Source organism: Paenibacillus sp. Y568 (genome assembly GCF_059445545.1).
The window spans coordinates 1-12,389 of the sequence record NZ_JCAIUM010000035.1 but is presented as its reverse complement, the minus strand read 5'-3'; the positions used below and the strand labels follow the sequence as shown (position 1 = coordinate 12,389).

The 12,389-nt window shown below is 39.5% G+C and carries 8 protein-coding genes and 2 pseudogenes; 4 read left to right on the top strand and 6 right to left on the bottom strand.

Annotation, left to right across the window (positions count from 1 at the left end; all coding sequences use genetic code 11):
- Nucleotides 1–113 precede the first annotated feature (113 nt).
- Together AC1D7X_RS25435 and AC1D7X_RS25430 are read right to left on the bottom strand one after the other, a co-directional pair.
- A complete protein-coding gene (locus AC1D7X_RS25435; RefSeq protein ID WP_495458796.1) occupies nt 114–806 on the bottom strand; it encodes a metal-dependent hydrolase in 693 nt (230 codons plus the stop codon).
- Nucleotides 807–1,123: 317 nt separating this feature from the next.
- Nucleotides 1,124–1,960, bottom strand: coding sequence for a copper amine oxidase N-terminal domain-containing protein (locus AC1D7X_RS25430; protein WP_495476390.1), 837 nt, complete (start codon nt 1,958–1,960; stop codon nt 1,124–1,126).
- Between the two features lie 501 nt (nt 1,961–2,461).
- Here AC1D7X_RS25430 and AC1D7X_RS25425 point away from each other — a divergent pair.
- Both AC1D7X_RS25425 and AC1D7X_RS25420 read left to right on the top strand, forming a co-directional pair.
- A complete protein-coding gene (locus AC1D7X_RS25425; RefSeq protein ID WP_495457863.1) occupies nt 2,462–3,664 on the top strand; it encodes an IS110 family RNA-guided transposase in 1,203 nt (400 codons plus the stop codon).
- A 205-nt stretch (nt 3,665–3,869) separates the two neighbouring features.
- A pseudogene (locus tag AC1D7X_RS25420) lies at nt 3,870–5,107 on the top strand (ISL3 family transposase).
- A gap of 436 nt (nt 5,108–5,543) precedes the next feature.
- On the opposite strand, the gene AC1D7X_RS25415 reads toward AC1D7X_RS25420, so the two are convergent.
- Nucleotides 5,544–6,134 (bottom strand): hypothetical protein, encoded by a 591-nt coding sequence (locus AC1D7X_RS25415; RefSeq protein ID WP_495476389.1) that lies wholly within the window; start codon nt 6,132–6,134, stop codon nt 5,544–5,546.
- Nucleotides 6,135–6,566: 432 nt separating this feature from the next.
- Here AC1D7X_RS25415 and AC1D7X_RS25410 point away from each other — a divergent pair, with 432 nt between their 5' ends.
- Together AC1D7X_RS25410 and AC1D7X_RS25405 are read left to right on the top strand one after the other, a co-directional pair.
- Nucleotides 6,567–6,935 (top strand): hypothetical protein, encoded by a 369-nt coding sequence (locus AC1D7X_RS25410; protein WP_495476388.1) that lies wholly within the window; start codon nt 6,567–6,569, stop codon nt 6,933–6,935.
- A 363-nt stretch (nt 6,936–7,298) separates the two neighbouring features.
- Nucleotides 7,299–7,636: pseudogene (locus tag AC1D7X_RS25405) on the top strand (transposase); the annotation flags it as partial.
- A 266-nt stretch (nt 7,637–7,902) separates the two neighbouring features.
- Here the strand turns inward: AC1D7X_RS25405 and ectB are convergent.
- The 3 genes from ectB to AC1D7X_RS25390 all read right to left on the bottom strand — a co-directional run.
- The gene (gene ectB / locus AC1D7X_RS25400) at nt 7,903–9,210 is read right to left on the bottom strand and encodes a diaminobutyrate--2-oxoglutarate transaminase (protein WP_495457856.1); all 1,308 of its coding nucleotides are present in this window, start codon (nt 9,208–9,210) and stop codon (nt 7,903–7,905) included.
- Nucleotides 9,211–9,250: 40 nt separating this feature from the next.
- On the bottom strand, nt 9,251–10,546 hold the full coding sequence (locus AC1D7X_RS25395) for an MFS transporter (RefSeq protein WP_495457855.1): 1,296 nt from the start codon (nt 10,544–10,546) through the stop codon (nt 9,251–9,253).
- 72 nt (nt 10,547–10,618) lie between these two features.
- The coding region (locus tag AC1D7X_RS25390; protein ID WP_495476387.1) for a condensation domain-containing protein at nt 10,619–12,389 on the bottom strand (1,771 nt) is incomplete at its 5' end.

Here is a 12,389-nt window from a genome sequence, read left to right as displayed (position 1 = left end):
GGATACATGGTTCCGTCATTCCCATCCTCGGTTGTAAAGTTAGATTTCATTTCATGAAATCTCTGTTTTTTCGCGCTGTAAAGCGCTTATACAGAACTTGTCATACTGTCCCGTTAGTTCAATGCTTCGCTAACCATATCTTCATTGATTTTTATTTTAAAAATAGACGTATGACCATTAGCCCAAATTTTATCTGTTCTAACTTGAAAGCTCCACTGAAAATTAGATGCGGGGTAAGTAATTAGTAAACGAATATTTTGATCTTGATACTTGTTTTTTAAAGCATGTTCGAATTGGATTTTAGAAAAAGATAACAAGGAAAGATATATCATAACCACAGATAACGAAATTATAATTATAAGTCGCCCTCTACTAAAAAATAATGCGGCAATCAAGGCAAGTAAAAGAAGATACATAAGAAAATAATCAACACTATTGATAATATGAAAATCAGTTTCCTCTATAACAAACGGATAAAATAAAGCCACTCCATTACCGATGTAATCAATAACAATATGGCTGAACACCGCAATTGAGACTGTAAGCCACAATTTTTTAAATGATATATCCCTTAAAAGAAATTTTGCTAATATTCCAATCAGCATCCCTATCAAAGGGACAAGTAATATAGAATGAGCTAAATCGTTCCCAAAATATTTTGGAATATCAGGTGAAATTGCCGATAATCCACCAATGATGTATATAATTAAGCGTTTTTTTCGTGATATATAATCATTTTTAATTATAAAATATGCTAAACAAGCCCCTAATGAAAAATGAATAATTTCATGAAAGATGTATCCCATTGTCCCCCACACACTCCCATCTACTTTTCATAACATTTCTGAATCTGGTTACTATTTATCGTTGGAATATATAGATATGTTAGCAAAATATTATTGATTATACCATATTATTTCGGACTGAATACGGTTTAACGTAAATATCGCTATACTGCCCGTTAGCTGAACAACGGCAGCCGATCCACTTACCAGCTGCCGTTGTGTCTTTATTGAGCTATCGTGTCCCGATAGCTTAATAAGATATTTTACTTAGTCATTATTTATTAAGATTTTATGTCTTTATAAAGAGCACATTTTATTAATATATTTCATTTTCTACACTATACAATCGTATTACTGATAATTTTGAACACACCTTTTAACTGATGAATGGTTTGTATTGCCGTATCGCTAAATAAATACCATTGGTTTTCAGTAACGTCATGAATTAAAACTTCTGGGTATCCTTCTAAGTCTTCTTCTGAAAAATCTTTAATTAAACTATAAATATCAAAACGTTTCAGGCTATTACCTTCTAGGTTCAAAAAATCATATTGATAACCTTTATAATAAGATCCAAGAGTATCAGAGGTATACATCCACGAATAATTTGCGGGAGCTTCGACTTTACTACCTAAGTTATCTATCAAAGTATTATAAAATGTTTCGTTATACGCGTTACCGCTACTTTGCTGTACTACGCCGCCCATCGTCATATGGTACTCCAGTTGTAATGTTATTACTTTCACACCATCTATGACCAATGCCTCGCAATCAACAGTAACTGTGGAATTAATGTAATTGACCTTACAGCCAAATGTTTCTGAAAGGAAGCGAAGTGGAACCATGGTGCGGTTTTTATTTATGTATGGTTTTACGTCAAGCACAGACGTTTTACCGTTTTTCATTACGTTATTGCTTTGCGTGTTTAATATTACCTGCTTATTGTTTTTAGTGAGGATAACTTCAGAATCCAACCAATCGACATTGGCTCCTAAGTTTTCACTGATAACACGTAAAGGCACCATTATACGACTGTTCCTAATTACGGGTTCCACCTCGGATGGAATAACAACACCGTCAATCTTGATTTGAATGTTAGATGCAGCTGCATAAGTAGGTAAAGAAGTAATTACTAGTAGAAATATAAGGAAAATCCCTGAAAATATTCGTTTCATTTTTTAACTGCTCCTTAATTTTATTATTAAATTGTCCTTTCACCTGGTCCACAACATTGGACTATTTAACATCGTACCGTCAAGGTCCAATGAAACTAATTTGTATCGAATATGCCTCCTTTAATTTGTTAATTATGACCATATATAGAATAACATAATTATAACTGTCCTGCCCGTTAACTTAATAAATAAAAGGAGCAGCTGCCGTAGCAAACTACTCCTTTGTTGTTCCACTATCGTGTCCCGTCGTATTATGAGGTTAGCCAGTTTTTACTGGTTGACCTCTTTTTGTTAAGTGGTGTAATAAAATAGTAGCCGGGGTTGAACGTTCGTGTCCCTGGGAACACATCCCGTCGCTAAAACTGTTCACCCCCTACTTGTAGAAACCATGTTTTGGCTGGTTGAGACCTAGATCTCGCATCACGTGCGATGCTGTGGAACTGCAAGCAGATGTCATAGGGGTTACCGGCAACCATACAATCAGAGAGGATGAAGAATATGATACATCCAGTCATTGGTCTGGATATTTCAAAAGGTCAAAGTGAAGGTCAAGCATTCTTAAATAAAGGTCAACCTTACGGTAAAAACTTCTCCTTTCTTCATACGCAGGAAGGGCTAGAAGAGTTATTCAACATGGTCAAGACCCTTCAAATGAATACTGGAGTTTCTCCTGCTATCATTTTAGAATCAACAGGACATTATCACGAAGCAGTCATTCAGTTCCTTAAAGAACAAGAAGTCCAATTCATTGTTGTGAATCCACTCATTTCTCATCAAGCGAAGAAATCTAGCCTTCGCAAGGTGAAAACAGACGCGGTAGATGCCTACCAGCTCTGTGAACTGTATTACAAAGAGGAGTTTGAGATTCACAAACAGAGGGACATTCAGCTCTTAGATCTGCGTCATTTAACGAGGCAGTTTGAGTCCATCACGGATATGTATGTTCAAGCTAAATTGCAATTCCAAGCCGTCTTGGATCAAGTTTTTCCGGAATATCGAGGTATCTTCGGAGATCTCTATTCTAGAATTTCACTGCTTCTGTTAAAGGAATTTCCCACGTCCGAGATCATTATAAAATCTGGAGAAGCCAAACTCTCGGATCGAATTGCATGTCTTTGCCCTAGCCGTTCTGATCGTTGGGCAGAAGAAAAGGCAACGCTCATTATGGTTGCAGCGATTAGCAATCCCTTTCAGAAAATAACGTATCATAGTCACCTCATTAGCCTTAATTTATACGTGGATTTACTGCTTCAGTATCAAGTACATCTAGCCTATTTGGAAGAGCAGATTGATGCCCTTGCTACTGTAGTAGAAGAATATTCAATTATCCAATCGATTCCCGGTATTGGCAATAAAATCGCGGCAACGGTTTTATCTGAAATCGGGGAAATCCATCGGTTTAATCATCCGAAGAAGCTAGTCGCCTTTGCAGGTATTGATCCGAGTGTATATTCATCCGGAAAATTTACGGCAACGACAAATCGGATCACGAAACGTGGCTCCAAACGACTACGGCATACCTTATATCTTGCTGTTTTGTGCGGGATTAGACGTTCTGGAAGCAAGAAATTAAGAGCATTCTATGATAAGAAACGTAGTGAGGGAAAACCCTACCGAGTAGCAATCATTGCTTGCATGAACAAGCTACTCCATTGGATTTTTGCCGTTTTGACACGTAAAGAACCTTTTTTAGATATTGTCTAGAATCCAAAAAAATCATCTAAAATAAAATCCTTCCAGCATGAATAGGAAGGCTATTACGTATGCCCTTTTAGTATAACGCTAGAGCTAAAAAAATGGTTCAAAATCAAAACCAGTGCTTGACGAAATAACCTAAGGTTGAAAATGGAAAAACATCTGCGAATCCTGTAATGTTGTAAGTCCTACCCAACAACAAAGGAATAAGCAGATGCAGACTAAGTATATCAATGAAATGCTCAATATACCAGAGCTAGAGATCCAACAGATTTTGCGGATAAGCGCAGATGAAATTCATATAGAAGCTTCGCCAGTAGCCTCCAAACAGTGCTGCCCAATTTGTCGCTCCGCTGAATACGTCACTCGCAAAGGAAGCAATGAAACGCGTCCGTCCGACACCTGTCAGTGTTTGAGAAGATCGTATACCTATTGATTCCAACCATTCGTATGCAGTGTTCGCAGTGTAATGTAGGTTTTGTTTGGGTGTATGACTTTGTTGGGCCTAAAAGACGATACAGCAACCTCTTTCGAGCGCGAGCAGCCGAGCAAGCCATTGGATCAACCGCAGTACATAGCGGCCGTATGCAACAAGCACCCGCCAGTACCGTGCAACGGATGCACAACGAGGCTGTTCCTGTAGAAGGTAAGCGTCTTTCCAAACAGGCGTGGGCAACGGCGAAAGCAAACAAAGGATTGGTATTAGGCGTGGATGACTTTGCTATCAAAAAGGGACATACCTACAATACCGGCATTCATGACCTTAAGGGAGAAATGATGCTCGATTTGTTACCCGGACGCAAGCTAGAGGATTTACGGAACTATGCGAAGTTCCATCCGGATTTCATGCTGCTTACGCCAAAAGCGGTGGTGATGGATTTGGCAAAAGCCTACCACACATGGATCAGTGAATGTTTTCCGAAAGCTATCCGAATCGCTGATCGCTTTCATGTCCATGGCTATGTTATTGAAGCCTTGCAAGAGGTTCGCAAAACCATACAGAGTGAGCTTTCGCCACGGGCAAAAGCTTGGCTCAAAGCCAACCACCGCCTCCTAAATCCTCAAGAGGAATCTTTATCTGTTGAAAGTAAGAAAACGCTAGAAGAACTGCTCGATTACTCTGCGCTTCTACGAAGGTGCTGGGAATGGAAAGAAGCCTTTACGATTTGGTATAACTATTCACCGAATATCGAAGTGGCAACACTTGGATTCATCCGTTGGTGTGAACAGGGCGATGAGATCGACCACAAAGCTGTTAAAAGCGCATTGAAAACGATGCGTAATTGGCAACATGAGATCATCAATTATCATCGATGTCGATGGACGAATGCAACCGTAGAAGGACGTCATAATCGTATCAAAGCTTATCAACGCCGTCACTACTTCACACGTAATCGTGACAGCTATAAGATGGGAATCTTAGTAGAATGCAATCGTAATCAGCTTAACTAATTAATCAAGCACTGATTTCGAGGTTGAGCTAAAAAAATTTAAGAGAAATATATTGACAAGATATTAGCTGGTTTTAGCTCGATGATTTTTCTCTACATATGACTGCTTCAAATATTTTTTTACCTATAGAATCTATCATAATTCCTTGAGAAGGTTCTTTTTTACTAATCCATTTTATACATTGAGCAAAATAATAATCCATAAGAGAATTCGAGAAAAAAGAATAATTTGATAGCAATACAACTCCTACACGGAGTTCCTTGTTAAAAGCTAGATAACTTTTAAAACCAGCAGAACCCCCGTTCCCAGTGGATACCTTTATCTAGAAGTTTATCCTCACCCCAACCAAAATAACGGTTTGAATCTCCGATCCATATAGAGAGATGGATTTTTTGTAGTATAGAGGCTTCAGACTATCCTACCTTTACTTCCGAATTTAGGATACGAGTTCAACAGCCTGTGGTAATGTCCTTTCGTATTCCTTATGTAACACATAATGTTGGACACCTCTCGAAGAGTTGAGGGCATCCCTAGCGTGCTTGACCGCAGTCTCGATGCAGCCAGATTTGAGTTCAATTTCCGCTAGCAGTGCTGATCTCATCCAAGGCTTCTTGATGGATTCAAGGTGTTTTCGAGCCTGAGCACTTTCCCCGTCCTCTGACAATAGAATCGTTTCATAATATGCTCGGTAATCGGAATAACGAATGTACGGTACGGCTTCTTGAACTGCAGTCATATCTTTGCGATAAACGCCGTATGCCGCCTTGTATGATGCCTGTGCTGCTGCCTTCTTATATTTGCTCATAAGCTTCTCCATAATCGTTCTTGCTTCTTCCTCAAGTCTGTTAGCAAACACATAATTAATATAGAGTCCAGGCGTGTTTTTCTGGCTCCGTAAAAAGGATTCCACTCGATCCACACGCTTTTCCAAAGCTAACGGATAAACGAATTGGATTGTAAAAAAAATCAAGGTAGCCATCACAGCGGTTCCTACTATCAAGACTATTGAATAGTCATTGATTGCCATGAATATGACCACCACGGACAAGACGAAATAAAATAAAATTTTCCACCAAAGATGCTTCATTATAAATCTCCTTTTAAAATATTAATTAGATAGTTTGAGGAAAAGAATTAGCGATGTTCCAATTTTGCCTAAATTCTTAAATTTGCCATCCCTAAGGTATTCGGCGAATGATTAAACTATCCTGCGCTTGTCAGGAATCGGACTAGAATCTTGTCATCCGACATGTAAGCCAAATTGATGATCTTGTGGGCTTGAAAGTATGAATAATCGAACTTTCTATAATTTATGGGGTTTATATACTGATACATGATATTGAAAGCAAGTCGTTGCCATACAGATTCAAACTCAAATTTATTGAAATCATTTTTGCCATTCTCTGAGATTCCTACAATAGAGACTTTACTCAACAAACAATCATGAAGGGGGGGAATTGTGATGGTCAATAAAAACAAGATAATTGTGATATCAAGTTCTACGATCATTTTATGTATAGCTTTAGTTGTCGGAATCATGACTGTCGACAAGAAAACGTCTGCTCAAAGTACTGTAATGCCTAATGAGGCAAGTCATACTTCTAGTCTACTTTCACCTGAGTTAGCTAAAGAGTATAATGATCAAGTTCTACTTAAAGTTGCAACTCAGCCAATAGAGTCGATTGTTACAGCACAAGGTGAGTTTTATTATGTTAAGTTCCCAAATGAATATCCAAGAAATCAAGTAGCCAATTTCGATGCTGGAGAATACGTAACTCCCGAAACGCGGCAGTTCATTCGGAAAGGTTACTATTATGAAAAAAAATAGATCGGAACTATGGGGCTGTCCCATAAGTCATTAAAATGGCTAGGGGCACCCCATTTTTTTGTAGGAGAAAGTTAGGTGTTCTGAGAGGACGCTCCGCGAACGGACCGTTTCTCCAATCGCTGTGGTCTCCAAATTTCTGGATTAGAATCACTCAGCGGTTGAAATTCGGAGACAGCGTATGCTTTCGAAGTAGCTTTCCTTTGGAAAGCTTTTAGGCGACCGCTATCGCTTTTTACGAAATCGTTCCGTCCTCTACGCTACTTTAAGCGTATTTTTTCAACTTCCCAACCGAAAACAACACAAAAAAATCGCTCTTTTTGGTAAAATGGAAGTACCACCAACCATACCAAAGGAGCGATTTTTTTGTACATTCAATATACCATGGACCAGCTAGCTTTTTTCTGCCAATGGATTTGGAAGAAGAGATTCCTCAAAGCCACCTCGTTCGCCTCATTAACACGGCTGTGAATCGACTCGACGATTCTATTTTTGATGCCGCTTATCCCGGTGGTGGCAGGGATAGTTACCACCCAAAAATGCTCACTAAAGTTATCATTTATGCGTACACTCAGCGGCTTTATTCTTTCCGCCTAATTGCCAAAGCCATACGAGAACAAGTTCCGTTCATGTGGTTGGCCGGACGACAACGCCCAGATTTCCGGACTATTAATCGCTTTCGTTCAAACCGAATGAAAGACGTACCTGCACAAGTTAGTGGTCTCTCCGGTGAAATCGTGAATGTGCAGTTTCAAGGTAAGGAATTCTATTATGATGTTCTATCTACCGGACAGCAGTGGAAAGTTATCTCTCCTTTACCTTTTAAGCTAAATGATAAAGTTTCTATTAATATGCCAGTTCCAAACTATCATTTAGTATGATCGTGAGACTGATGACTATTTCATTACAAAAAACAGGCCTGAGGATTTCCTCTGCCTGTTTCTTCATATTATTACATATCGCTATAAATTCAAGATGAGGCAACTTCCCTATTAGTGTTATTTATCTCACCTAGTATTTCTCCTTGAAGGAAATTCTGAATACACTTCTTAATGATATCACAACCCTTTTGAAGCACAGCCATTTCGATTGTCAAAGGGGGTAATATTTTTAAGACTGTATCATTGCGGCCTGATCTTTCGATAATAAGTCCACTATCATAACAATTCCGAGCGATCGTGGCACATACTTCTTCAGAATTTGGTAAACGAGAGAAATCAATTCCCCATATCATGCCCAATCCCCTGATCTCAATGTCTGGATGCAAGGACTGGATATCATGATACAGTACATGTTCAATATATGCTTCCTTCTTGAGCACCTTAGCTTCAAGATGCTCAGTCTCTTTAAATTCTAACGCTGCTGTTGCCCCAACGAAGGCCAATTGGTTCCCGCGGAATGTCCCATTATGCTCTCCAGGCTTCCAAATATCTAGCTCCGTCTTGAGCAGAAGCAGTGCCATCGGCAGCCCGTATCCGCTAATCGACTTCGAGAGAACAACCATGTCCGGAACAATACCTGCTCTTTCAAATGAGAAGAATGGGCCTGTTCGGCCGCATCCCACCTGTATATCATCCACAATAAGCAGAATATCATGCCTCTGGCAAAGCTCACTTAACCGTTGCAGCCATGTCACTGGTGCTACGATAACTCCACCTTCTGCCTGAATCGTCTCGACAATCATCGCTGCTGGTTTGTCAATTCCACTGTTCGGGTCTGTCAGCACACTATCTACATAATCAATAGTATCAAATGAATTCATAAACCCGTGTGGGAACGGCATAAAAGTGGTGTTATTTAAGGGCAGTCCTGCACCCATTCTATGAAATTTATTTCCTGTTACTGCGAGACTCCCTTGAGACATCCCATGAAAACCACCCATAAACGAAAATATTCCTGTCCTATTTTTCACCTTTCTAGCTAATTTCAGCGCTGCTTCAACCGCATTCGTCCCCGTCGGTCCACAAAATTGCATTTTATACGGATACCTATTTGGTTCCAGTACCAATTCGCTAAATCGTTGGATAAAGGTAGCTTTCGCAGAAGTATACAAGTCCAAAGAATGAATAACTTGATCAGAATCCATATAATCCAGTAGACTTTGCTTAATATAATCGTTATTATGCCCATAGTTCAACGCGCCCGCACCTGCGAAGAAGTCGATATACTCTGTTCCGTCATCCGCGTAGAGGTACGCATTCTTAGCTTTGGAAAAAGTATTATTAAATGATCGACAATATGATCTTACGTTGGATTCTAATCTTTCAAATTGGTTCATTGTTAACCCCGCCTTTTGAATCAAATTTATATTACTTGTTTTAAGAATGTACCTCTACATTTGAAGATTCAATATAGGTTGATTTTTCCACGCCCGCATCCGCATCCTCCTTGAAGAAGTTCCGAAGCGCTTTATTCCGATGCGCAAGATTCCCAACAATAAAGAGTAGAATACTTGATCCGATCATCAGATATGAGAAATCCATTTGATCAAGCAACATACCGTATATCCACACTCCAATAGGAACTGATATTGTTGTCACTGTACTCACAACCCCGAAAATACTTGCTCGCAGATGATCAGGTATATGGAGTTGGACATAAGATACCATTGGTATATTGCCCATGGACACTAACATTCCTGTAAATGCCAGAACGAAAATGTACCCAATCGTTATCCATACAGTGGCATTAGGATCTACAAAAGGTAACTTGGGAAAGACCCATAACAAGAGAGCACCAGCTTGCAATTGAAATAATATAAATATCTTGTTCGTGATAAATCCATTGATCTTGCTGACGGATACCAATACTGCTCCGATAATTAAACCTGCCGATGCTGCTGCTTCAATGTAAGATAATTGATGAGCAGACATATCTAGCACCTTCCTAATAACGAAAGGGAGCACCACAGTTATCGCAGGAACAACAATAAAGTTGGTAATAACAAATACACCTAACAAATATTTAATTGCTGTACGCTTGTGGATATACCGATATACCTCTTTGAAACTTTCAGAATAAGACTTCTTAACTTCCTTGTGATTCTGTTTGGAGTGAAATATTAAGAACATATTAACTACTCCTGACGCTATGAACGCAATACCATTCATCATCAGCATGGGACCAATACCCATGCTGACGTAAGCAATAGCCCCGATGATCGGCCCCATAATATTAAACAACGCATTGATACTTTGATTACTTGAATTGACTGCAGACACACGTTCTTTAGAGACTAAGTTGGGAACAGATGCATTCACCGCTAAGCTAAATATTGCTTGAAAAGTGTTGAGAATCAATGCATAACATATAAATAGCATTATATTCTTTGGGTAAAGTTGGAACATAGCAAAGAAAATCAGGACAGCAATACCACTGAGAAGATTGCATAAAACCAGAACTCTTTTCTTATCGGATCGATCCACGAATATTCCTGCAAAGATGTCAACGAGTACGCTGGGAATGAACATGCAAGCTAGAACAATTGAAAACATGCTAGCGGAACCCGTAATATCAAGTATGTACAAACTAAGTGCAAACTTGAACATCGATTCCATCAGTTCAGATATGAGTCTACTGAGACTAAATAGTACTATATTTCGAGTATCATGCATTTCTCCATACCTTTCTATTTGTTATTTTAACGATACTTCAGTCCCGAATGATTACTTATCTCCATTATCGGATTAATAACTGAAGGATCGTGTGAATCTATCAGGATCATCTGTAAAGGGAAGGACGACATTGACATGCGCATAGCCCTGATGATGCCAACATGTGTATAAAATCCGATTCTTATTCCCATTATTCACTCCATTTACATCAACCCCTTTCAGAACGTCACCAGTCATATCCTGTTCGCCAAGATAGTTGAAGTTTATCGGTAGCAAGGCGAAAGCATCACGAACATGTTCTACAGATCTACTCCATTCTTCCTTAACTGAGTCGTTATACATTAGATTTGCAATATTGAGAGAGCATTCGCTTACAAGCGTAATTCGATCTTTAATAGTCTTCATATTCACGGATATACTGTTCTCTGCATCTAGTAGTATGGGAAGATAATCGATACATTCCCCTACCAGATTAAAGTACTGTGATTGACCGTACTGCCTTCCATAATGCGTTATCCAAGCAGGTATGGATGTAAGGCCGAAGTTGGTCTGGAAGAAGGATAGAAACATCCTTAATGATTGCATCCACATTTCGTCGGTTTCCAGACTCACTCCTTCGGCTTTCAGTTTCACTTCATAACTTAATGACGTCACAGTCGAAGGATCATAATTTCCAAATACGATGGCTGCTTTGCAAGAAGCGTCCTTGAACTGTTCAAGAGCGAATCCTTCCATAATCATCTCATCGCTTAATCCTCTAGGTCCTTGGATGATATGCTGGATGAAATCTCGGTAAGAAGGTCCAGTAACCGCAGGTAACTCCTGATTCCTCTGAAGACATTCATAATATTGAGTAAGCTTATTTCTGATCACCTCACTGCTCATGTAGTCAAAGATGGCATGAGAGAAAGGCATAATCACGGAGTGTTTGCCTTCTGATATTGTGACAAGTAATATCCTGTACATTATTGTCCCCGGTGCAGTGTAATTACTAAGGAAAAAGTTGCGCATTATTTCCTGCAAGATTACATCCTGTTCTTCAGGGGTATAATCCGAAATGTTCAGATATGGTATGGACACATTCAACGGTTTATGAACTAATTTCCAATATAATCCCCCATCTTGTTCTATCAGCACACTACGCAACACATCTTGCGTGGAAATAAGGTGTAACAAGGCTTGCTCCAACAATTTCTTATCTGTTGGTCGATCTAGCATAACGACTGTTCCTGAAACATCATGAACATTCAGATGATAGTGCTGTGTAGGGGAGATATTGTAGATCACATCCACAGCTCCTCCAGATATTCCAGCCGCGAAACCCTCATGAATCACATTCAGATCCACTAGAATCCGACGAATTCCTTCTTCATTTAACGTGACACCTGAGTGATATTTAAGGTCCTCCCGCTCTTTGAATAGAATCCTCTCCTCACTCACTGCCGCCTCGTCATTTGCACGGTATAAGGAATGAGTAATACATTCCGCTAGTCCTGCTGGTGTCGGGTGCGTAAATATTTCAAGAATCGATAGATCCCATCCCAGTCTGGAGAATCTGCTGACCAATTGAACTGCCTTTAGAGAGTGTCCTCCAAGCTCGAAGAAGTTATGGAACACGCTGATTGGCTTGACATGAAGTAATTCTTCCCAAATTTCAACAATACGCTCTTCTACTTCATCTCTTGGTGAGATGATAGAGTCACTTTCATTCATTCCAGACTCCGGTTGTGGCAGAGCTTTGCGGTCTACCTTTCCATTCATCGTGAGTGGAAGTTTATCCATTAACATCACATAGGAGGGAACCATATACTCTGGAAGTTGTTCCTTTACATATGCCTTCAGT

Excerpts from the sequence above, each read along its gene's own strand:
- AC1D7X_RS25435 (WP_495458796.1), bottom strand. The coding sequence starts at position 806 with ATGGGATACATCTTTCATGAAATTATTCATTTTTCATTAGGGGCTTGT.
- AC1D7X_RS25415 (WP_495476389.1), bottom strand. The coding sequence starts at position 6,134 with ATGGCAATCAATGACTATTCAATAGTCTTGATAGTAGGAACCGCTGTG.
- ectB (WP_495457856.1), bottom strand. The coding sequence starts at position 9,210 with ATGAACCAATTTGAAAGATTAGAATCCAACGTAAGATCATATTGTCGA.
- AC1D7X_RS25395 (WP_495457855.1), bottom strand. The coding sequence starts at position 10,546 with ATGCATGATACTCGAAATATAGTACTATTTAGTCTCAGTAGACTCATA.
- AC1D7X_RS25430 (WP_495476390.1), bottom strand. The coding sequence starts at position 1,960 with ATGAAACGAATATTTTCAGGGATTTTCCTTATATTTCTACTAGTAATT.